General features: G+C 60.9%; 22 protein-coding genes. 13 read left to right on the top strand and 9 right to left on the bottom strand.

Annotation, left to right across the window (positions count from 1 at the left end; translation table 11 throughout):
• Positions 1-183: 183 nt before the first annotated feature.
• Positions 184-555: a YajD family HNH nuclease gene (locus ACKUG4_RS26930; protein ID WP_007944009.1), complete on the bottom strand. Its 372-nt coding sequence runs from the start codon at positions 553-555 to the stop codon at positions 184-186.
• A 48-nt stretch (positions 556-603) separates the two neighbouring features.
• The gene (locus ACKUG4_RS26935) at positions 604-1290 is read right to left on the bottom strand and encodes a spermine/spermidine synthase domain-containing protein (protein WP_011332930.1); all 687 of its coding nucleotides are present in this window, start codon (positions 1288-1290) and stop codon (positions 604-606) included.
• 79 nt (positions 1291-1369) lie between these two features.
• On the opposite strand from ACKUG4_RS26935, the gene ACKUG4_RS26940 reads away from it, so the two are divergent.
• Positions 1370-1654 (top strand): hypothetical protein, encoded by a 285-nt coding sequence (locus ACKUG4_RS26940; protein ID WP_445435190.1) that lies wholly within the window; start codon positions 1370-1372, stop codon positions 1652-1654.
• On the opposite strand, the gene ACKUG4_RS26945 is transcribed toward ACKUG4_RS26940, so the two are convergent.
• Together ACKUG4_RS26945 and ACKUG4_RS26950 are read right to left on the bottom strand one after the other, a co-directional pair.
• The gene (locus ACKUG4_RS26945; RefSeq protein ID WP_007956482.1) at positions 1651-2124 is read right to left on the bottom strand and encodes a cyclic nucleotide-binding domain-containing protein; all 474 of its coding nucleotides are present in this window, start codon (positions 2122-2124) and stop codon (positions 1651-1653) included. The genes ACKUG4_RS26940 and ACKUG4_RS26945 overlap by 4 nt on opposite strands.
• 108 nt (positions 2125-2232) lie before the next feature.
• Positions 2233-4287: a S9 family peptidase gene (locus tag ACKUG4_RS26950; protein WP_445435191.1), complete on the bottom strand. Its 2055-nt coding sequence runs from the start codon at positions 4285-4287 to the stop codon at positions 2233-2235.
• Between the two features lie 99 nt (positions 4288-4386).
• On the opposite strand from ACKUG4_RS26950, the gene ACKUG4_RS26955 reads away from it, so the two are divergent.
• From ACKUG4_RS26955 to ACKUG4_RS26965, 3 genes are read left to right on the top strand one after another with little or no spacing between them, the layout of a single operon-like run.
• A complete protein-coding gene (locus ACKUG4_RS26955) occupies positions 4387-4887 on the top strand; it encodes a hypothetical protein (protein WP_039772625.1) in 501 nt (166 codons plus the stop codon).
• Positions 4888-4903: 16 nt separating this feature from the next.
• On the top strand, positions 4904-5680 hold the full coding sequence (locus tag ACKUG4_RS26960; protein WP_025110635.1) for a class II glutamine amidotransferase: 777 nt from the start codon (positions 4904-4906) through the stop codon (positions 5678-5680).
• Between the two features lie 13 nt (positions 5681-5693).
• Positions 5694-6236 (top strand): DUF2937 family protein, encoded by a 543-nt coding sequence (locus tag ACKUG4_RS26965; RefSeq protein ID WP_445435192.1) that lies wholly within the window; start codon positions 5694-5696, stop codon positions 6234-6236.
• 34 nt (positions 6237-6270) lie between these two features.
• On the opposite strand, the gene ACKUG4_RS26970 is transcribed toward ACKUG4_RS26965, so the two are convergent.
• Positions 6271-7182: a LysR family transcriptional regulator gene (locus ACKUG4_RS26970; RefSeq protein WP_163974239.1), complete on the bottom strand. Its 912-nt coding sequence runs from the start codon at positions 7180-7182 to the stop codon at positions 6271-6273.
• Positions 7183-7328: 146 nt separating this feature from the next.
• Between ACKUG4_RS26970 and ACKUG4_RS26975 the strand changes: the two genes are divergently transcribed.
• The 4 genes from ACKUG4_RS26975 to ACKUG4_RS26990 all read left to right on the top strand — a co-directional run bounded on the left by ACKUG4_RS26975 (position 7329) and on the right by ACKUG4_RS26990 (position 11046).
• A complete protein-coding gene (locus tag ACKUG4_RS26975; protein ID WP_445435193.1) occupies positions 7329-8615 on the top strand; it encodes an MFS transporter in 1287 nt (428 codons plus the stop codon).
• A gap of 66 nt (positions 8616-8681) precedes the next feature.
• Complete coding sequence (locus tag ACKUG4_RS26980; RefSeq protein WP_236189590.1) at positions 8682-9434, top strand: 5-oxoprolinase subunit PxpA; 753 nt, start codon at positions 8682-8684, stop codon at positions 9432-9434.
• Entirely contained in the window at positions 9431-10135 is a 705-nt protein-coding gene (locus ACKUG4_RS26985; RefSeq protein ID WP_445435194.1) for a 5-oxoprolinase subunit B family protein, read from the top strand. The genes ACKUG4_RS26980 and ACKUG4_RS26985 overlap by 4 nt, the downstream gene beginning before the upstream one ends.
• Positions 10132-11046, top strand: coding sequence for a 5-oxoprolinase subunit C family protein (locus tag ACKUG4_RS26990; protein ID WP_445435195.1), 915 nt, complete (start codon positions 10132-10134; stop codon positions 11044-11046). Before ACKUG4_RS26985 ends, ACKUG4_RS26990 begins: the two co-directional genes overlap by 4 nt.
• 37 nt (positions 11047-11083) lie before the next feature.
• Here ACKUG4_RS26990 and ACKUG4_RS26995 read toward each other — a convergent pair whose 3' ends face one another.
• Together ACKUG4_RS26995 and ACKUG4_RS27000 are read right to left on the bottom strand one after the other, a co-directional pair.
• Positions 11084-12262: a vWA domain-containing protein gene (locus tag ACKUG4_RS26995; protein ID WP_016771218.1), complete on the bottom strand. Its 1179-nt coding sequence runs from the start codon at positions 12260-12262 to the stop codon at positions 11084-11086.
• A 12-nt stretch (positions 12263-12274) separates the two neighbouring features.
• Positions 12275-13120, bottom strand: a complete 846-nt coding sequence (locus ACKUG4_RS27000) for an AAA family ATPase (protein ID WP_007911294.1) — start codon at positions 13118-13120, stop codon at positions 12275-12277.
• A 201-nt stretch (positions 13121-13321) separates the two neighbouring features.
• Between ACKUG4_RS27000 and ACKUG4_RS27005 the strand changes: the two genes are divergently transcribed.
• Both ACKUG4_RS27005 and ACKUG4_RS27010 read left to right on the top strand, forming a co-directional pair.
• Positions 13322-13552, top strand: a complete 231-nt coding sequence (locus tag ACKUG4_RS27005; protein WP_064594177.1) for a DUF4160 domain-containing protein — start codon at positions 13322-13324, stop codon at positions 13550-13552.
• Complete coding sequence (locus ACKUG4_RS27010; RefSeq protein ID WP_445435222.1) at positions 13540-14040, top strand: DUF2442 domain-containing protein; 501 nt, start codon at positions 13540-13542, stop codon at positions 14038-14040. Before ACKUG4_RS27005 ends, ACKUG4_RS27010 begins: the two co-directional genes overlap by 13 nt.
• Here ACKUG4_RS27010 and ACKUG4_RS27015 read toward each other — a convergent pair.
• A complete protein-coding gene (locus tag ACKUG4_RS27015; RefSeq protein WP_445435196.1) occupies positions 14037-15113 on the bottom strand; it encodes a DUF748 domain-containing protein in 1077 nt (358 codons plus the stop codon). The two genes, ACKUG4_RS27010 and ACKUG4_RS27015, sit on opposite strands and share 4 nt — an antisense overlap.
• A gap of 128 nt (positions 15114-15241) precedes the next feature.
• Here ACKUG4_RS27015 and cysK point away from each other — a divergent pair, with 128 nt between their 5' ends.
• The 3 genes from cysK to ACKUG4_RS27030 all read left to right on the top strand — a co-directional run bounded on the left by cysK (position 15242) and on the right by ACKUG4_RS27030 (position 18614).
• The gene (cysK, locus tag ACKUG4_RS27020) at positions 15242-16216 is read left to right on the top strand and encodes a cysteine synthase A (RefSeq protein ID WP_445435197.1); all 975 of its coding nucleotides are present in this window, start codon (positions 15242-15244) and stop codon (positions 16214-16216) included.
• Between the two features lie 188 nt (positions 16217-16404).
• A complete protein-coding gene (locus tag ACKUG4_RS27025) occupies positions 16405-17343 on the top strand; it encodes an aspartyl/asparaginyl beta-hydroxylase domain-containing protein (RefSeq protein WP_064594184.1) in 939 nt (312 codons plus the stop codon).
• A 407-nt stretch (positions 17344-17750) separates the two neighbouring features.
• On the top strand, positions 17751-18614 hold the full coding sequence (locus tag ACKUG4_RS27030) for a DMT family transporter (protein WP_445435198.1): 864 nt from the start codon (positions 17751-17753) through the stop codon (positions 18612-18614).
• Between the two features lie 57 nt (positions 18615-18671).
• Here the strand turns inward: ACKUG4_RS27030 and ACKUG4_RS27035 are convergent, their stop codons facing one another.
• Positions 18672-19580 carry a DMT family transporter gene (locus ACKUG4_RS27035; protein WP_445435199.1) on the bottom strand — a complete coding sequence of 303 codons (909 nt, stop codon included), beginning with the start codon at positions 19578-19580 and terminating at the stop codon, positions 18672-18674.
• Between the last annotated feature and the right edge of the window lie 18 nt (positions 19581-19598).

Consider the following 19598-nt stretch of genomic DNA (forward strand, 5'->3'; position numbering starts at 1 on the left):
CCCTCATGAAAAATCAGAGCGAATACCAACCCAATTTAAGGTTGCAGGGTTCCCCTGCAACATAGAATCTCCCACAGTGATCTCGATCGTTCACAAATGCTAAGTACACCAGAGAAACCTGTGGGAGCGGGCTTGGTCCGGGCGGCGATCCGACGAAGAGGCCGGTGTGGCCAATGAAGATCTTCAGTCTTCTTTTTTCATGAGACCGGCCAGTGCCGCAAACGGGTTATGCGTGGCCTTGGCGATTTTCGGCGTGCTCAGCGAGCCTTCGCCGAAGTACTGCTGGTCGGTGTAGCGCGAGTGTTCGTTGTCGTGGCAGTACAGGCACAGCAGCTCCCAGTTGGAACCGTCCTGCGGGTTGTTGTCGTGGTTGTGGTCGCGGTGATGCACGGTCAGCTCGCTCAGGCGCTTGCCGGAAAACTCACGAGCGCAGCGGCCGCAAACGTGCGGGTACATCTTCAGGGCCTTGTCGCGGTAGCCCATTTCCTTGTCGCGCTGGTTGTCGGCGAGGATGCGATCCAGCTTCGAAGTGTTGGTCGGGGTGGACGAACTCATGGGTTCACCTTTGCAGAAGACTAATGACGGTTATGAGGCAAGTTTAGCTCAGCCCTTGAGCTTCTCGGCAATCCAGATCGTGTGACGGGTGCCCTTGTTGCCGTGGGCGAAGACCTGGACTTCCTCGGCCTTGAAACCGGCCTTCTTCAATTTGTCGGAAAACTGCCGGTCGGCGCTGGCCGACCACACCGCCAGCACGCCTTTGGGCCGCATCGCCTTGGCGCACGCGGCCAGGCCTGCGGCGGAATACAGCCAGCTGTTGGCCTTCTGGGTCAGGCCTTCGGGGCCGTTGTCGACGTCGAGCATGATCGCGTCGAAGCCGTTCGGCTCGCTTTGCAGCACCTTGGCCACGTCTTCCTGACGAATCACCGTGCGCGGGTCGAGTAGCGGACGCCCGGACTTTTCACCGAGCGGGCCGCGGTTCCACTCGACCACGCCGGGCACCAGCTCGGCGACCACCACTTCGGCGCTCTTGCCCAGATGCTTGAGCGCGGAGGCAAGGGTGAAGCCCATGCCCAGACCGCCGATCAGCACCCGCGAGTTCGGCCGGCCGGCGACCTTGCGGCACGGGATCTCGGCCAGCGCGTCTTCGGAGCCGTGCATGCGGGTGTTCATCAATTGGCCGCCGTCGCCGCCCTGGATCTTGATGACGAAGTCCTCGCCATACTCGAACAGGCACAGGGCGCCGCCGTTGTCAGGGATCGGCGTGGTGTCGAGCAGAACGAAACGTTTCATGGAAATCTCTACAGGGGGGAAGGCAAGCCGGCGCGTTGGGAGTAGCCTGAAGGCAGACTTCAGGCCAACGGAGCCCTTGATGAAGCGCACCATTCTAACGGTCATTACCCTGGCCGCGCTCTCGATAACTGCCGGACAGGCGCAACAGACGATTCCCGTCAGCCCCACACCGCAACCGGGCGCGCCCGGCACCGCGACGCCAACCCCGTATCCGCAGATCAGCCCGGTGCCGATTCCCAAGGCCGGCCCCGGCAGTGGCGGCCCGCCGCTGGTGCCGATCGAAATGCCCAGCCCGCCGACCAAGGATCAGCCATTGCCGGGCCTGGAACAGAACGACAGTAAACCCAAATCCCCGGGGGGCTAGATCTGCTGGGCGGCGAGCTGGCCGTCGGCCATGCGCAGGCGTTTGGAGAGGGAGACGGCGAGGGCGCGGATGATCTTGGCGGCGATCTTCGGTGCGTCGTTGAGCATTTTTTCCAGCGAATCCTTGCCGAGGTTGAGCAACTGACAGTTGCTCGCCGCCACGCAAGTCGCTGAACGGCGTTCGCCGTCGAGCACGGCCATTTCACCGAACGCCCGACCGCTGCGCAGGGTGGCCATGGTCACGACCTGGCCGTCGCCACCGGTTTTCTGCACGGCCACTTGGCCGGTGTGGATGATGCACATGAAACTGCCGGCATCGCCTTCGCGAAAGATCGCTTCGCCTTCAGCCACGGTGCTGATGCTGAAGTAACCCGAAGCGGCGGCGAAATCCGCCAGTTGCAATTGATCGAACAGGCCGCAGTCCATCAGCCAGTCGCGGATTTCGTTGTTCAGTAGGGTGGGTTCTGACATGTCGTGCGGTCTTTTTTTTGTGTCGGGTGGCAGGCTCGCCACCGGGGGCCGATCTGCTTATCGGCTCCCGGTGCCCGGAATTAAGACCTGTCTGACCGGCGGAGTTCCTCAGGCAATGCCCAGAACCTTGAAAACAAATGCATATTCGAGCGCTACGTCACGTAATCCCTGATAACGCCCGCTCATGCCACCGTGGCCGGCGCCCAGTTCGGTCTTGAGCAGCAATGGATTGTCATCGGTCTTGGTCGCACGCAACTTCGCCACCCACTTGGCCGCTTCCCAATACTGCACGCGGCTGTCGTTATAGCCGGCGATCACCAGTGTTGCGGGATACGCCTGTGCAGTGACGTTTTCGTACGGCGCATAGGCCTTGATCCGCTCGTAGACCTCCGGCTCTTCGGGATTGCCCCACTCGTCGTATTCAGTGACGGTCAGCGGCAGGTCCGGGTCGAGCATGGTGTTGAGCACGTCGACGAACGGCACTTCGGCAATCGCCACACCGAACAGGTCCGGACGCTGATTGAGCACCGCGCCGATCAGCAGGCCACCGGCGCTGCCACCGCTGATTGCCAGTTGTGGCGCGGTGGTGATGCCGTTGAGGATCAGGAATTCGGCGCAGGCAATGAAGTCGCTGAAGGTGTTGTGCTTGTGTTCCTGCTTGCCGGCGCGGTACCAGGCTTCGCCCAGTTCACCGCCACCGCGCACGTGGGCGATGGCGAACGCCATGCCGCGATCCAGCAGGCTGAGGCGGGCGTGGGAGAACCACGGATCGAGGCTTGAACCGTAGGCGCCGTAACCGTACAGATACAACGGCACGGGTTTGCCGACCATTTCCCGTTTCATCACCAGGCTGATCGGCACCTGGGTGCCGTCCGGCGCGGTCGCCCACAGGCGCTGGCTGACGTAGGCGTCGGCGTCGAACGGGCCGAGCACCGGGGTTTCCTTGAGCACAGTCTGTTCGCCGGTGGCGAGGATCAATTGCCGAACCTGAGCCGGACGGTTCAGCGCTTCATAGCGCAGGCGAATGCGGTCGCTTTCGAATTCCAAGCTGTTTTGCACATAGAGGCTGTAGGCCGCATCCGGTAATTGCACGCGATAAGGCGCCAGACCGTGTGGGCGAACTTCGATGATCGGCAGACCACCTTCGCGCAGGCTCAGGGTCAGGGCTTCGGCATTGAGTGTCACGCCATCGAGCATCACCGAATCGCTGTGCGGAATCAGGTTCTGCCAGTCGGCTTCGCTCGGTGCGATGCCGGTGTCCGGCGCCTGATACAGGGCGAAGTTGATGCCGTCGCGGTTGGTGCGGATGAACCAGGTCCACTCGCCGTCGAGCTTACCGTGATCGACGTCGTATTCGTGATCCTCGACCCGTGGCGCCAGACAAGTGAATGGCTGCTGCGGCTGATTGGCGTCCAGCGCCCAGACTTCGCTGGTGGTCTTGCTGCCCAACGACAACAGCAGTTGTTGCTCGGAGCTGGCGCGGTAGCAATGCAGGAAAAAACGCCCGTCCGGTTCGTGGAACACCTCTTCGGCGGCCGTGCCATCCAGGCGATAGCGGAACAGCTTGTGCGGGCGATGGGTGTCGTCGAGCACGCCGAAGAACAGGGTCAGGCTGTCGTTGGCCCAGGTCATGCTGCCGTCGCAGTCCTGGAATTCCAGTTCGCTGACACGCTCGCTGGACAATTCCTTCACGAACAGCGTGTAAATCTCGTCACCCGAGGCATCGACGCTGTAGGCCAGACGCTGGTGATCCGGGCTGATGCTGAACGCGCCGAGGGAGAAAAAGCCGCCGTTGGCCAGGGCGTTCGGATCGAGCAGCAATTGTTCGCGGCTTTCATCGAGGGTCAGGCTGTCGTCGGCCGGACGCGGGCAGCGGTAGTGACGGGCGTATTCGTCACCCGCTGTGGTGCGGGTGTAATACAGGTACGGGCCCCATGGCGAGGGGAGGGACAGATCGGTTTCGAGGATCCGGCCCTTGATCTCCTCGAACAGGGTTTCGCGCAGCTCGGCCTGATCGGCGGTCTGTGCCTGCTGGTAGTCGTTTTCAGCCTTGAGGTAGTCGAGCACCGCGTCGGTGTCGCGTTCCTGCAGCCAGGCGTACGGGTCGTGACCGGCGGCCTTGTGGGCAATCGGGGCGCTGCTGACGTTGGCGGATACGGGCATGGAAAGCTCTCGGACATGACAAATAAGGGCCGCACGGACGGCGGGGAAGCCTGACGTGCGAAAAGTCGTTACTATAAGCGCCTCTTTGCCTGCCTTGCCATGGACACCATGACCGAGAACGACTATCTGATCGCCTGGGGCCTTTACGCCTTTGCCGCCGTGGGCTGCCTGCTGGTGTGGATGCGCATGACCCGCTGGATGTGGCGCTGGCTGCGCGAGCCGCTGCGTGTGTTGATGGCGGTGTTGCTGTTCAGCCCGACCATCATTGACCCGGTGAAGGAAAAATTCGCCCCGGCCATCGCCATCACGGCGCTGGATCTGGCGTTCAAGGTCGGCAACAACGCCTGGCGCGCCATTTCCGAACTGCTCATGTACGCCATGATCGCATTCGGCCTGTACCTGATTTTCGTGCTGATCCGCCTGCCGATCGAACGCGCCTCCAAGGCCCGCCGGGAGCAGGCTGAAGCCGCCCGCGCAGCGGCCCGTGCCGATGACGAGCGTGACGCCGATCAACCGTTCGGCGGTGCCGGCGATGACCGCTACGGTCGCCCGCCGGTGCCGAGCAATCCGCAGCGCATGCGGGTCGAGCCGCGTCTGTAATCACGAGAGTCCGCACATGTGTGAATTACTGGGCATGAGTGCCAACGTGCCGACCGACATCGTGTTCAGCTTCACCGGGCTGATGCAGCGCGGCGGCCGCACCGGCCCGCACCGCGACGGTTGGGGCATTGCCTTCTACGAAGGGCGCGGGTTGCGCCTGTTCCAGGATCCGGCGGCCAGCAGCGAGTCGGAAGTGGCCAATCTGGTGCAGCGTTATCCGATCAAGAGCGAAGTGGTCATCGGGCATATCCGTCAGGCCAACGTCGGCAAGGTCTGTCTGTCCAACACCCACCCGTTCGTCCGCGAACTGTGGGGGCGCAACTGGTGCTTCGCGCACAACGGCCAGCTCGCCGATTTCACCCCGATCAAGAGTTTCTACCGCCCGGTCGGCGATACCGACAGCGAAGCGGCGTTCTGCGATTTGCTCAACCGGGTACGTGCAGCGTTTCCGGAACCGGTCGATATAGAAGTGCTGCTGCCGGATCTGGTCGCGGCCTGCGCCGAATATCGCAGCAAAGGCGTGTTCAACTGCCTGCTCAGCGACGGCGACTGGCTGTTCTGCTATTGCTCGACCAAACTGGCGCAGATCACCCGACGCGCACCGTTTGGCCCGGCGCGGCTCAAGGATGTCGATGTGATTGTCGACTTCCAGGCCGAAACCACGCCCAACGACGTGGTCACGGTGATTGCCACCGAACCCTTGACCGAAAACGAAACCTGGACCCGCTACGAACCGGGCCAATGGAGCCTGTGGCGACGCGGCGAATGCGTCAGCCAGGGCACGACCGAATAAGGATTGCACCCCCATGTTGCTCAGTTATCTACGGCTGGTGTTGTTTGCGGCGGGCCTGTTGATCGGTGTCCAGGTGCCGGGCTTCATCAACGATTACGCAAAGCGGGTCGAAGCGCACCTGATCGAGGCGCAGACTGGTCTGCGCGGCTTCCAGGGCACCGCCGAGCAGTTTTTCAAGGGTGATATCCAGGCGCTGGTCGCCCACTATCGAGCCAGCGAAGATCCGGTGTTTCGCAGCGATGCCGACAGCCTGAGCACCTTGCTCAACCGTCAGCTGGTGCTGGACAAGCAATTCCAGGCGATGCAGGGCCCGTGGTACATCCGCTTCCTGCAAGTGGTGCTGGCCGCCGACCCGGACATCCGCAAGGAAACCTGGAATGGCTACAGCTACCAGATCCTGCTGACGCCGGAAGCGATGATCTGGGGCATGAGCGGCGCGATGTTGCTGTCGTTCGGCCTTGAATGCCTGTTCCGTCTGATCGACTGGGTGGTGCTGGGCGGCAAGCGCCTGCGCCAGAGCCGGCCGATCGAAGACCGGGATGTGCGCGGGCTGTAAGCTTCGATGGATCGTTCCCACGCAGTGGGAACGATCAACTTAGAACGATGTAATCCGTACCTACCTTGCGCGCATATTCCTCCAGCACCTGCTGACACAACGTCACAATCTCCTCGACCCATTCCACACCGACCCGCCACGACACCACCACCTGCAGGTTCGGCGGACGCTGTTCGATGTCAAGCAGGGTCAATTCCCCTCGCGCCAGTTCCTCGGCCACCAGTACCGGCGGCAACGCGCCAATACCGAATCCGTCGCGCAACAGACGGGTGATCGCCGACACTGAATTCACACAGTTCAAGCGTGGCGCCAGCACGCCCTGGGCCTGCATCAGCGCCAGGATGTCCTGATGCGGCCGGGAGTTTTTCGAGTAGGTGATGATCCGTTCCTGCGCCAGGTCGGCGAGGTTTTGGTAGTCGCGGTTGTAGATTGAATGGCTGGCGACGATCCAGCCGATGGGGTGGCTGGCCAGTTCGAGGCTGCGCACGCTTTCCTGACGTACCAGATCGGTTTGCAGGATCAAATCGAGAAAGCCTTTTTGCAGCTGATCGCAGAGGTTCAGCGAGGTATCCGCCACCAGCTCGATTTCCACCCGAGGGTACAGATCGGTCATCTGCGCCACCAGCGGGCTGAGCCAGGTGTGGATCACCGTGTCCATCACGCCGATACGTACCCGGCCGACCTTGCTCGATCGGGTCTCGATCGACTGCTTCAGCGCCTGCATCGTGTCGAGCATCTGCTCGGCATAATCCAGCACTTTCAAACCTTCGGGCGTCAGACTAACGCCGCGTGAGTCACGCAGGAACAGCTTCACCCCCAGCTCGCCTTCGAGCACCGCGATCCGGCTGGAGATCGAGGCCTGGGTGGTGAACAGCTTGTCGGCGGTCAGGCGAAAACTTTTCAGCCGGGCGACCCAGACGAAGGTTTCGAGAAACTTCAGGTTCATGGCAACAAATTTTTCTTATGTCTTGGGCGGGTTTTTATTCGTTGGACGCGACCGGGTGACGCACCCAAGAATCGACGCATCCGGTTCCCACGATAGGCGTCGTCGGAGCTTCGAACAAGACCAATAAAAGCCTGCGGAGACATGCCATGAGTGCGCCCGACACCCTCGACCTCCCCAAGACTGCGGCCCGTCCCGGCCCGTTCGACTGGTATCGCAACATCAATCAGCAGGAGCGCCGGACCTTCTGGAGCTGCAAGATCGGCTACGGTCTGGACGGCATGGACACCCAGATGCTCAGCTTCGTGGTGCCGACCCTGATCGCGATGTGGGGCATCACCACTGGCGAGGCCGGGCTGATTCACACCAGTACCCTGATCGCTTCGGCCATCGGCGGCTGGGTGGCGGGGATTCTCTCCGACCGCATCGGCCGCGTGCGCACCCTGCAACTGACGGTGCTGTGGTTTGCCTTCTTCACTTTCCTCTGCGGCTTCGCTCAAAACTACGAACAGCTGCTGATCGCCCGCACACTGATGGGCTTCGGTTTCGGCGGCGAGTGGACGGCTGGCGCAGTGCTGATCGGTGAAGTGATCCGCGCCAAGGATCGCGGCAAAGCGGTGGGCATGGTGCAATCCGGCTGGGCGCTGGGTTGGGGGCTGACGGCGATTCTGTACGCGCTGCTGTTCTCGGTACTGCCACCGGAAGATGCCTGGCGCGCACTGTTCATCCTCGGCATCGTGCCGGCAGTGTTCGTGATTTTTGTCCGGCGTCTGGTGAAAGATCCGGAGATCTATCGCGAATCCAAGGCCAAGCAAACGCCGGACAGCCCGTCGAAGTTCTACGAGATCTTCGCCCCCGGCATGCTCTTCACCACGATTCGCGCCTCATTGCTGACCACCGGCGCCCTCGGCGGTTATTACGCGATCACCTCCTGGCTGCCGACTTTTCTGAAGAACGAACGCGGCTTGAGCGTACTCGGCACCGGCGGTTATCTGGCGATGGTGATCATCGGTTCCTACGTCGGTTATGTGATCAGCGCCTATTTGACCGACCTGTTGGGCCGCAAGAAGAACTTCATCCTGTTCGCGGTCGGCTCGTTCACCATCGTTCTGCTCTACACCCAATTACCGGTCAGCAATGGCGTGATGCTGTGGTTGGGCTTTCCGCTGGGCTTTTTTGCCTCGGGGATTTTCAGTGGCATGGGAGCGTTTCTAACCGAACTGTTCCCGACCCGGATTCGCGGCTCGGGGCAGGGCTTCTGCTACAACATCGGCCGGGCACTGGCGGCGTTGTTCCCGCTGTTGATCGGGTTGCTCAGCCAGAAAGTGCCGCTGAGTGTAGGCATCGGTGCCTTTGCGGCAGTGTCCTATGGCGTGGTGATCCTCGCGGCATTGAGCCTGCCGGAAACCCGTGGCAAACAACTGGACGCGCAGTAACTGATAACCTGCGGGACACTGCCTGTCCCACAGCAAAAAAAGAAAAGAACTACAGGAGTGTTCACCGTGAGCCGCCTGCTATTGAACTGTGACATCGGCGAGAGCTTCGGCAGCTGGACCATGGGTCTGGATGCGGAAGTCATGCCCTTCATCGACTGCGCCAACATTGCCTGCGGTTTCCACGCCGGCGACCCGAGCATCATGCGCAAGACCGTCAGCCTGGCCCTGAGCCACGGCGTGCAGATCGGTGCGCATCCGGCCTATCAGGATCTGGTGGGATTCGGCCGGCGTTCCATGGCCTATACCGCTCAGGAGCTGCAAGACATCCTGCATTACCAGATCGGTGCCCTCGACGGTATTTGCCGTGCCCAGGGTGGCAAAGTCAGTTACGTCAAACCCCACGGCGCGATGTACAACGACATGATGGCCAACCCGGCGCAGTTGCGAGCGGTGATACAAGCCGTCGCGGCTTATGACCGCAGCTTGCCGCTGATGCTGATGGCCACCCGCGACAACACGGCAGCCCAGCAACTCGGCGACGAATACGGCGTGAGCCTGTGGTTCGAAGCCTTCGCCGACCGCGCCTACGACAGCGCCGGCCGACTGGTTTCGCGACAACTGCCGGGCGCGGTGCATCACGATTCCGAAACCATTATCGGGCAGGCGCTGACCATCGCCCGTGGTGACAACCTCACCGCCAGCGACGGCAGCGCGCTGCACCTGCAAGCCAACACGCTGTGCGTACATGGCGACAACGCCAGTTCTGTGGCGGCCGTGCAGCGCATTCGTCAGGCTTTGAACGAGCAGAGCGCGCCATGAATCCGCGAGTGGAAGTGGTGGCACTGGATTGCCTGATGCTGCGCCTGTTCGATGAAATCGCCGAAGCCAACATGCCGTGGATGCTCGCCGCCAGTGAGCGGCTGCGCGCGGTGTTCGGCGAGCATTTGATCGATCTGGTGCCGTCGTACACCACGTTGATGGTGCATTACGATCTGACCGCGTTGAGCCCGAATCAGGCGCGGGAGTTGATCGCCGAAGCGCTGATCGACCTGTCGCCGAACGCGCGCACCGGCGGCCAGTGTCATGTGCTACCGGTGTGGTACGACCTGAGCGTCGGACCGGAATTGAGTCTGCTGTCACAACGCAGCGGTTTGGCGGTGGAAGAAGTGATCCGCCGTCACAGTGCTCGTGAATATCAGGTGTTCGCCCTAGGCTTTGCGCCGGGTTTCGCGTTCATGGGGCTGGTGGAAGAAATTCTGGCAGCACCACGTCTGAATACCCCGCGCAAGAAAGTCGCCGCCGGCAGCGTCGGCATCGCCGAGCGGCAGACGGCCGCGTATCCGGTGGTGTCTCCCGGTGGCTGGAATCTGATCGGTCGCACATCGGCAAAACTGTTCGACCGTGAACGCGATGGCTACAGCCTCATGCAGCCCGGCGATACCGTGCGTTTCGAAGCGGTGAGTCATGCCGAATTCATCCGCCTCGGCGGTGACGACACGCCTCTGGAGGCCCTGGCATGAGCCGACTGACGATTGAAGCGAGTACGCCGCTGTGCCTGTTGCAGGATGCCGGGCGGTTTGGCGTGCGCCATCTGGGCGTGACTCAGGGCGGCGCGGCGGACTGGCGGTCGATGGCCTGGGCCAACTGGCTGCTGGGCAATGGCCTGGACTTGCCGGTGATCGAAATCACCCTCGGCGGGTTTACGGTGGTGGCGCAAGAGGATTGTCTGCTGGCAATGGCTGGCGCGGATCTTGGCGCGCAGATCGACGGTGAGGGGTTGGCGCCGTGGCGCAGTTTCAAACTGCGCAAAGGGCAGACCTTGAAGTTCACTCAGCCGTTGCTGGGCGCGCGGGCCTATCTGGCGGCGCCCGGCGGTTTCAGTGCGCCGAAAGTGCTGGGCAGCAGTGCCACGGTGGTGCGTGAGGAGCTTGGCGGTCTTGATGGTTTTGGATTACCGCTGGCCAAGGGCGCATCGCTGAGTTATCAGGGTGAAACCCTGTTAGTGCGTGAGGTTCCGGCGGAGCATCGACCGGACCTGCGCCTCGACGCACCGCTCGATCTGGTGCTGGGCGCGCAGATCGGTCAGTTCAGCGGGCAGAGCCTGTTCGATGCCTTCAACCGTGCCTGGACGCTGGACAGTCGCGCCGACCGAATGGGCATTCGCTTGCTGGGGACGGCGTTGCAGTATCAGGGCAAACCGATGATTTCCGAGGGCATTCCGCTGGGTGCGGTGCAGGTGCCGCCAGACGGGCAGCCAATCGTGTTGCTCAATGATCGGCAGACCATTGGCGGCTATCCGCGATTGGGCGCGTTGACGCCGTTGGCGCTGGCTCGACTGGCACAGTGTCTGCCGGGGGCGAAGGTCAGATTGCGCCCGGTGGTACAAGAAGTTGCACACCGGGAGCATGTCGAATATCTGAAGCGCTTTTGATTGTTTCCCCCGCCGCTGGCGGGGGAGCCATTGCGGATTACTTGGACAGAAACCGCATCCCTTCTTCCAGCCCGCGCAACGTCAACGGATACATCTGATCCTCGATCAGATCCCGCACGATGTTGGTCGACGAGGTGTAACCCCACGTATCTTTCGGGTACGGATTGATCCAGATGAGCTTCTTGTACTTCTCCATGAAGCGCTGCATCCACACGTAACCCGGCTCTTCGTTCCAGTGCTCGACGCTGCCGCCGGCCTGGGTGATTTCATAAGGTGCCATTGCGGCGTCACCGATGAAGATCACTTTGTAGTCGGCGCCGTACTTGTGCAGCAGGTCCTGGGTCGAGGTGCGCTCGGAGGTGCGGCGCATGTTGTTCTTCCACACCGATTCATAAATGAAGTTGTGGAAGTAGAAGTACTCCAGATGCTTGAACTCGGTCTTGCAGGCCGAGAACAGTTCCTCGCAGATCTTCACGTGGGCGTCCATCGAGCCGCCGATGTCGAACAGCAGCAACAGCTTCACCGTGTTGCGCCGTTCCGGGCGCATCTGGATGTTCAGCAGGCCGGCGTCCTTGGCGGTGTGGTCGATGGTGCCGTCGATATCCAGCTCTTCCGCCGCGCCCTGACGAGCGAATTTGCGCAGGCGGCGCAGGGCGACCTTGATGTTGCGGGTGCCCAGTTCCACGGAATCGTCGAGGTTCTTGTACTCGCGCTGATCCCAGACTTTCACCGCTTTGCCTTGGCGCTTGCCAGCATCGCCGACCCGGATGCCTTCCGGGTTGAAACCGCCGGAGCCGAACGGGCTGGTGCCGCCGGTGCCGATCCATTTGTTGCCGCCGGCGTGGCGTTCCTTCTGTTCTTCCAGGCGTTTCTTGAACTCTTCAATCAGCTTGTCCAGGCCGCCGAGAGACTGGATCTGCGCACGTTCCTCGTCGCTCAGCGAACGCTCGAATTCCTTGCGCAGCCAGTCTTCGGGGATCAGCGCCTGCAAGTGATCGTCGAGCTTTTCCAGGCCATTGAAGTAGGCGCCGAACGCACGGTCGAACTTGTCGAAATGCCGTTCGTCCTTCACCAGAATCGCCCGCGACAAGTAGTAGAACTCGTCCATGTCGGCGAAGGTCACGCGCTGTTTCAGTGCGTTGATCAGGTCGAGCAGCTCGCGCACCGACACCGGCACCTTGGCTGCACGCATTTCATTGAACAGGTTGAGCAACATGGCATCAGCCTCTTAGCGGGTGCCGCGACGGCTCATGAACGCCAGACGTTCCAGCAGTTGCACGTCCTGTTCGTTCTTCACCAGCGCACCGGCCAGCGGCGGGATGGCTTTGGTCGGATCGCGTTCGCGCAGCACCGCTTCGCCGATGTTGTCGGCCATCAGCAGTTTCAGCCAGTCCACCAGTTCGGAGGTCGAAGGCTTCTTCTTCAGGCCCGGCACCTTGCGCACGTCGAAGAACACGTCCAGCGCTTCGCTGACCAGGTCTTTCTTGATGTCCGGGTAGTGAACATCGACGATCTTCTGCAGGGTGGTGCGGTCGGGAAAGGCGATGTAGTGGAAGAAGCAGCGGCGCAGGAAGGCGTCCGGCAGCTCTTTCTCGTTGTTGGAAGTAATGATGATGATCGGACGTTTCTTGGCCTTGATGGTCTCGTCGATCTCGTAAACGTAGAACTCCATCTTGTCGAGTTCTTGCAGCAGGTCGTTGGGGAACTCGATGTCGGCCTTGTCGATTTCGTCGATCAGCAGAATGACCCGCTCTTCGGACTCGAACGCTTCCCAGAGCTTGCCCTTCTTCAGGTAGTTGCGTACGTCGTGGACTTTTTCATTGCCCAGTTGCGAGTCGCGCAGACGGCTGACCGCATCGTACTCGTACAGGCCCTGATGGGCCTTGGTGGTGGACTTGATGTGCCAGGTGATCAGCTTGGCGCCGAACGATTCGGCCAGTTGCTCGGCGAGCATGGTCTTGCCGGTGCCCGGTTCGCCCTTGACCAGCAGCGGCCGCTCCAGGGTGATGGCGGCGTTGACCGCCAGCTTCAGGTCATCGGTGGCGACGTAGGCCTGGGTGCCTTCGAACTTCATCTGCTAATCCTCGAACGGTAACGCCGACCTGAACGGGCAGGGCGGGGGCGAAATAATCGGATGCCCGACTATAACGCGCGGCCCGGTCGACTGTGAACGCAGACGGCTTATTCAGTCTCTGAATGGGGCGTCACATGTTGACTCAGTTTCGGCGCGAGGCCAGTATTCCAGGTATCGCCGATTTGGCGATAGCCTTCGGGCATGACTACCAAATACCGATTTCGCGAAAAATACCGCATTCAGTTGCGCGAGAAGGATCACCCGCCACCCCATGTTCACCTGACCGGTGGTGGAGTGGATGTGATGCTGAGCCTGGAAACCGTCGAGGTCATGATGGGCAAGGCACCGCCACTGATCGTCAAGGAAGCGTTGGCGTGGGTTTCGGCCCATCAGACGCAATTGCTGGAGGACTGGAAACGATGTTACCCATGAAGCGGCCACGATTGGCCGCAGTGCAGGCTGTTGGCGATGCTTGCCTGTCGCTGACCTTTATTGATGGCCAACGGCTGAACCTGGACTTGAGCCGCGATCTGCAAACCTATCCGGGGCTCGCTCCGCTACTGGACGCTGAAGTGTTTGCAACCGCTGAGTTGAGTGACGACGGCTGGAGCGTGGAGTGGCTGGAACCGGATATCCAGATTGGTGCCGATACCTTGTATCGGGACGCGCTCGCGCAAAATGCGCCGGACGAAAACACACGGATTTTCATGGATTGGCGAGCTCGCACCGGTCTACCGTTGAATGAGGCGGCCGAAGCATTGGGTGTCAGCGCCCGCAGCATCAGTCGCTACAGTAATGGTCGGGAAGCGGTGCCGCGATCATTGGCCCTGGCCTGTCTGGGTTGGGATTCGTTGCAGGAGAAGCCTGCATTGATCGCGGCAGAGGATAACGGGCGCTACATCGTCAACCGTAAAACTTAGCCCGCGTCCGGCTTCGGCCGTTCATACCGGGCATTGAAGGCTTGAATGAATCCGTTGCGCAAAATCTGCAAAAACGCTTCGAACGCGTTGATATCTTGCTGGTGCACGCTGCCGCTGAGTTCGACCCGGGTGGCAAACTGGTTCTTGCCCTGGTTTTTCAGCACGGTTTCCGTGCCGCCGACCAGTGCTTCCCAGATCGAACGGAAGATCCCCTTGTTCTTGTTCTCGACATCTTGCTGCCAGTTGAACACGTCCACGTCGCGCAGCAGCGGTTTGATGTAGCCCTTGAGCTGGCCCTTGTTGGCGGCGGCTTCGATGACCACGTCGCCGTGGCCGGCGTTGAAGTCGAATTTGCCGTAGGCCGAGGCGAAATCGTTCATGCGCTTGAGTTCGATGTCGCGGGCCCGCAGGCGAAATTCGAAGTCTTCGAAATTGCTCAAGGGGTCGAAGGTGGCTGTGGTTTCCAGCGGGGCATGTCCCAGCAGCAGAGCCTTGCCTTCGAAGCGAGCGTCGCGTTTGCCCTCCTTGTCGACCACGTTGGTCAGGTTGTAAATGCTGGCGTCGACGTTGGTTGCATTCATGTTTACCGGTGGTTTGGAGTTGAAGTTGCGAAAGCTGATCCGCCCATCGCTGATCTGCACTTCGTCGAGCGTGATAGGCAACAGTTTGCCCAGTTGCTCACGCCAGTCGGTGCCCTGACCGGTCTGGGAGTTCTGCTTGTTGGCACCACCATCGACGAAGTTCACCTGAGGTTTAAAGAATTTCACCTGTGCCACGACAGCATGGTCGTACCAAAGCGAGTGCCAACTGACAGACAGGTCGATAACCGGCGCATCGACGAACGGCACCGGCACCTTGCCGTCGGTCTTGACGATTTTCAGGCCATTGATCTTGTAGGCCCCGCGCCAGAGCGCCAGGTCCACGTCAGTGATCTGGCCGCGGTAGTCGCCCATGTTGGCCAGCTTGTCATTCAGATAGTCGCGCACGAGGTAGGGCAGGGCGATGTGCAGGGCGACCAGTAATACAACGAGAGTGGCGAAAATCCACAATGGCCAACGGTAGCGACGCTTCATGGCAGCAAATTCCGAACGGTATAAAGCGATTGACTGCCGCCTGCCGCAGACGTTCGGCCCGACTGGACTGACAAGAGCAACAGGCTTACCTTGGAGAGCTGAATTCAACGCTGCACAAGGACCCAGCCATGAGCCGTATTTTTGCTGACAACGCCCATTCCATCGGCAACACGCCGCTGGTGCAGATCAACCGCATCGCGCCCCGTGGCGTGACCATTCTGGCCAAGATCGAAGGTCGCAACCCGGGCTACTCGGTCAAGTGCCGGATCGGCGCCAACATGATCTGGGACGCCGAAAGCAGCGGCAAACTCAAGCCGGGCATGACCATCGTCGAGCCGACCTCCGGCAACACCGGCATCGGCCTGGCCTTCGTGGCGGCCGCGCGCGGCTACAAGTTGCTGCTGACCATGCCGGCCTCGATGAGCATCGAGCGACGCAAGGTGCTCAAGGCGCTGGGCGCCGAGCTGGTGCTGACCGAGCCGGCCAAGGGCATGAAGGGCGCGATCGAAAAGGCCGCCGAGATTGTCGCCAGCGACGCGGGCAAATATTTCATGCCGGCCCAGTTCGATAACCCGGCCAACCCGGCCATTCACGAAAAAACCACCGGCCCGGAAATCTGGAACGACACCGATGGTGCCATCGATGTGCTGGTCGCAGGGGTCGGCACCGGTGGAACCATTACCGGTGTGTCGCGGTATATCAAGAATACGGCGGGCAAACCGATTCTGTCGGTGGCGGTGGAACCGGTGTCTTCGCCGGTGATTACCCAGGCGCTGGCAGGTCAAGAAATCAAGCCGAGCCCGCACAAGATTCAGGGCATCGGCGCCGGTTTCGTGCCGAAGAACCTTGATCTGGCGATGGTTGACCGGGTCGAGCTGGTGACGGATGACGAGTCCAAGGCCATGGCCCTGCGCCTGATGCAGGAAGAGGGGATCCTGTGCGGGATTTCCTGCGGTGCGGCCATGTCGGTGGCGGTGCGTCTGGCGGAGACCCCGGAAATGCAGGGCAAGACCATTGTGGTGGTGCTGCCCGACTCCGGTGAGCGTTATCTGTCGAGCATGCTGTTCAGTGATCTGTTCACCGATCAGGAGAACCAGCAGTAAGGGGGCGCGTTGATTCAGGTCAGCCAGGGTTCAGGATCGTTATGTTAATAAGTGCTTTGTTGCGCAATTCTTAACACTGAATGTTGGGTCGGGCGGGTTTTTCCCGGAGCCGGTAGTGTTTATCATGGCCGGCCGCCATCTCGGGTAAATGACATGGCGTGGCGTTGTCTTATTTCAAGGAGTTGTTGATGACCTTTTCGTTAGCCGCCAAGGTGTCGGTGTTGCTGCTGTTTGTGGGCAGCATCCTCTACGTGCATTTGCGCGGCAAGGCGCGTTTGCCGGTGCTGCGGCAGTTCGTCAACCACTCGGCGCTGTTCGCCCCGTATAACGCCTTGATGTACCTGTTCTCGGGCGTGCCGTCCAAGCCGTATCTGGATCGCAGCAAGTTTCCGGAGCTGGACGTGTTGCGCGATAACTGGGAAACCATTCGCGACGAAGCCATGCATCTGTTCGACGAGGGTTATATTCGTGCCGCCGAGAAGAACAACGACGCCGGTTTCGGCTCGTTCTTCAAGAAAGGCTGGAAGCGTTTCTACCTCAAGTGGTACGACAAACCGCTGCCATCGGCCGAAACCCTGTGCCCGAAAACCGTGGCGTTGGTCAGTGCCATCCCCAACGTCAAAGGCGCGATGTTCGCGCTGTTGCCGGGCGGCAGCCATTTGAACCCGCACCGCGATCCGTTCGCGGGCTCCCTGCGCTATCACCTGGGTCTGTCAACGCCAAACTCCGACGATTGCCGAATCTTCGTCGACGGTCAGGTCTACGCCTGGCGCGACGGTGAAGACGTGATGTTCGACGAGACCTACGTGCATTGGGTCAAGAACGAAACCGAACAGACCCGCGTCATCCTGTTCTGCGACATCGAGCGGCCGCTGAGCAGCCGCCTGATGACCCGCATCAACCGCTTCATCAGCGCCTGGCTGGGCCGTGCCACGGCACCGCAGAACCTCGACGACGAGCGTGTCGGCGGGATCAACCAGGCTTACGCCTGGAGCAAGAACTTCAGCGACAGGTTCAGTGGTGCGGTCAAACAGTGGAAACGCCGCAACCCGAAAGCCTACCGTGTGCTGCGGCCGGTGCTGGCGGTGGTGGTGTTGACGTTGCTGGGGTATTGGCTGTTTGGTTGAGGCCGCGAAGTACAGCAAAACCGCTCGTTTGAGCGGTTTTTTCTGGTATCTGTCCAATTCATTGCAATCCATGTCGCGGGCTGGTTATAGTCGGCGCTCGTGAGTCGCACGACTCACCTTTCAACCCTTCAAAAAAGATCAGCCCAGATGCCTGCATCCCTCATCAACGCGGTAGTCGATTCAGCGGTCAACGCTGGCGTCGTGCCGTGCGGGAATCAGCAGCCTGTGCAGATCAGTCATTACCCTCCACCTGTCAGTAGCACGCCGGTGTGCGCAGTCGTATCACCGCCGGGCGTTGGTATTTCGGGCTGATCAGCGTTTGCTGCTGACCCCTGTGCCCCCTGAAAAAACCTACTGAATTTCAGCTTCGGCTGAGTTGGCTATTTGCCTGACTACAGGTGGTATTCATGTTTGTCCTTTCGAAAAAGTCCGCGCTCGCGGCGGCGTCCACGAGCCTGTTCGTTCTGCTGTGGAGCAGCGGGGCGATCTTCTCCAAGTGGGGGCTGGCCCACGCTTCACCCTTCGCCTTTCTGCTGATCCGGTTTGTCATTGCCCTGTGTGGGCTGGTGCTGCTGATGCCATTGCTCAAGTTGAGGTTGCCCGAGGGCGGCAAGCCGATGCTGTACGCGATGGCCACCGGGGTGGTGTTGTTAGGGGCTTATCAGATTTTCTATCTGCTGGCGCTGGATCTGAAGGTCACCCCCGGCGTGATGGCCACCATCATGGGCGTGCAACCGATCCTGACGGTGGTGCTCATGGAGCGTCAGCGTTCGGCGAGCCGAATGTTTGGGCTGGCGTTGGGACTGGCCGGTCTGATCATGGTGGTTTATCAGGGCATCGGTCTGGCCGGGATGTCGCTGGCGGGGATGCTGTTCGGGCTGCTGGCGCTGGCGAGCATGACCTTCGGCTCGATCATGCAGAAGCGCATCACCGACAATCCCCTCGGCACGCTGCCGGTGCAGTATCTGGCGGGGCTGCTGCTGTGCGGGATTTTCGTGCCGTTCCAGCCGTTTCACTTCGAGCACAGCGCCGGTTTCATCGTGCCGGTGCTGTGGATGGGACTGGTGGTTTCCGTGCTGGCGACGTTGCTGCTGTACCGACTGATCGCCCGGGGCAATCTGGTCAATGTCACCAGCCTGTTCTATCTGGTGCCGGCCGTGACGGCTGTGATGGACTACCTGATCTTCGGCAATCGCCTGGCCGCGTTGAGCGTGCTGGGAATGCTGTTGATCATCGTCGGTCTGGTGTTCGTGTTCCGTAAATCGGCCTAATAGCTGCGCATGAAAAAGGCCCGGGAGGAAACTCCCGGGCCTTTGTGCATCTGCCAATCAGCGGGTGGCGATTTCTGCGGGTTTGACTGCTGCCGGTTTCAGCACCAGCCACAGCGCAATGGCGATCAACACCCCGCCATACACGTGGGCCATCGACAGCGGCTCATCGAGAAACAGCGCCCCCCACAACACGCCGAACGGCGGAATCATGAAGGTCACGGTCATCGATTTCACCGGCCCGATGGAGCTCAGCAGGCGGAAGTAAATGATGTAGGCAAACGCGGTGCAGCCCAGCCCAAGGCCCAACAGCGACAGCCAGACATTCCAGCCACCCCAGCTCACCGGCGGCGCAGTGATGACGCTGTAACCGAACAGCGGCAACAGAAACAGGGTCGCACCGAGCATGCTGCCCAGCGCCGACAGACGACTGTCGAGGCCGCCGGCCTGATCCAGCCAGCGTCGGGCGAGGAACCCGGCGAAGCCATAACAGGTGGTTGCGAGCAGGCAGGCCACCGCGCCCATCAGCAAGTGCAGATCGAACGCGACCGGGCCGGCGCGGGTCAGCACACCCACCCCGAGCAGGCCAAGGAAAACCCCGGCGAGTTTGGCCAGCGTGAGTTTTTCACTGAAGAACAAACCGCCGATCAACACGCCCATCAATGGCGTGGTGGCATTGAAGATCGCCGAATAACCGGCCGGCAGCACCTGGGCGGCGACCGAATACAGCGTCGCCGGCACGCCGGAGTTGATCACGCCCAGCAACATCACAGTCTTGAGCTTGCCTTTGAAATCCCAGCTGATGCGCATCAGCCCGAGGATCACCAGCAAGCCGACGGCGGCGATGGAAACGCGGAAGAATCCGGTCGGAACCGTACCGATCGCGGGAGCGATGATGCGCATGAACAGGAAGCTCGCGCCCCAGATGGCAGCCAGCGACAGCATGCGGAAAATATCGACGGGGCTCACGGGCCACTCCTTCCTTGA

Source organism: Candidatus Pseudomonas auctus (assembly GCF_048654275.1).
Classification (GTDB): Bacteria; Pseudomonadota; Gammaproteobacteria; order Pseudomonadales; family Pseudomonadaceae; genus Aquipseudomonas; species Aquipseudomonas pharyngis.

Excerpts from the sequence above, each read along its gene's own strand:
- ACKUG4_RS27015 (WP_445435196.1), bottom strand. The coding sequence starts at position 15,113 with ATGAAGCGTCGCTACCGTTGGCCATTGTGGATTTTCGCCACTCTCGTT.
- ACKUG4_RS26935 (WP_011332930.1), bottom strand. The coding sequence starts at position 1,290 with ATGAAACGTTTCGTTCTGCTCGACACCACGCCGATCCCTGACAACGGC.
- ACKUG4_RS27025 (WP_064594184.1), top strand. The coding sequence starts at position 16,405 with ATGACCTTTTCGTTAGCCGCCAAGGTGTCGGTGTTGCTGCTGTTTGTG.
- cysK (WP_445435197.1), top strand. The coding sequence starts at position 15,242 with ATGAGCCGTATTTTTGCTGACAACGCCCATTCCATCGGCAACACGCCG.
- ACKUG4_RS26985 (WP_445435194.1), top strand. The coding sequence starts at position 9,431 with ATGAATCCGCGAGTGGAAGTGGTGGCACTGGATTGCCTGATGCTGCGC.
- ACKUG4_RS26940 (WP_445435190.1), top strand. The coding sequence starts at position 1,370 with ATGAAGCGCACCATTCTAACGGTCATTACCCTGGCCGCGCTCTCGATA.
- ACKUG4_RS27000 (WP_007911294.1), bottom strand. The coding sequence starts at position 13,120 with ATGAAGTTCGAAGGCACCCAGGCCTACGTCGCCACCGATGACCTGAAG.
- ACKUG4_RS27005 (WP_064594177.1), top strand. The coding sequence starts at position 13,322 with ATGACTACCAAATACCGATTTCGCGAAAAATACCGCATTCAGTTGCGC.
- ACKUG4_RS26970 (WP_163974239.1), bottom strand. The coding sequence starts at position 7,182 with ATGAACCTGAAGTTTCTCGAAACCTTCGTCTGGGTCGCCCGGCTGAAA.
- ACKUG4_RS26950 (WP_445435191.1), bottom strand. The coding sequence starts at position 4,287 with ATGCCCGTATCCGCCAACGTCAGCAGCGCCCCGATTGCCCACAAGGCC.
- ACKUG4_RS26960 (WP_025110635.1), top strand. The coding sequence starts at position 4,904 with ATGTGTGAATTACTGGGCATGAGTGCCAACGTGCCGACCGACATCGTG.
- ACKUG4_RS26945 (WP_007956482.1), bottom strand. The coding sequence starts at position 2,124 with ATGTCAGAACCCACCCTACTGAACAACGAAATCCGCGACTGGCTGATG.
- ACKUG4_RS26990 (WP_445435195.1), top strand. The coding sequence starts at position 10,132 with ATGAGCCGACTGACGATTGAAGCGAGTACGCCGCTGTGCCTGTTGCAG.
- ACKUG4_RS27010 (WP_445435222.1), top strand. The coding sequence starts at position 13,540 with ATGTTACCCATGAAGCGGCCACGATTGGCCGCAGTGCAGGCTGTTGGC.
- ACKUG4_RS26975 (WP_445435193.1), top strand. The coding sequence starts at position 7,329 with ATGAGTGCGCCCGACACCCTCGACCTCCCCAAGACTGCGGCCCGTCCC.
- ACKUG4_RS26930 (WP_007944009.1), bottom strand. The coding sequence starts at position 555 with ATGAGTTCGTCCACCCCGACCAACACTTCGAAGCTGGATCGCATCCTC.
- ACKUG4_RS27030 (WP_445435198.1), top strand. The coding sequence starts at position 17,751 with ATGTTTGTCCTTTCGAAAAAGTCCGCGCTCGCGGCGGCGTCCACGAGC.
- ACKUG4_RS26955 (WP_039772625.1), top strand. The coding sequence starts at position 4,387 with ATGGACACCATGACCGAGAACGACTATCTGATCGCCTGGGGCCTTTAC.
- ACKUG4_RS26965 (WP_445435192.1), top strand. The coding sequence starts at position 5,694 with ATGTTGCTCAGTTATCTACGGCTGGTGTTGTTTGCGGCGGGCCTGTTG.
- ACKUG4_RS26995 (WP_016771218.1), bottom strand. The coding sequence starts at position 12,262 with ATGTTGCTCAACCTGTTCAATGAAATGCGTGCAGCCAAGGTGCCGGTG.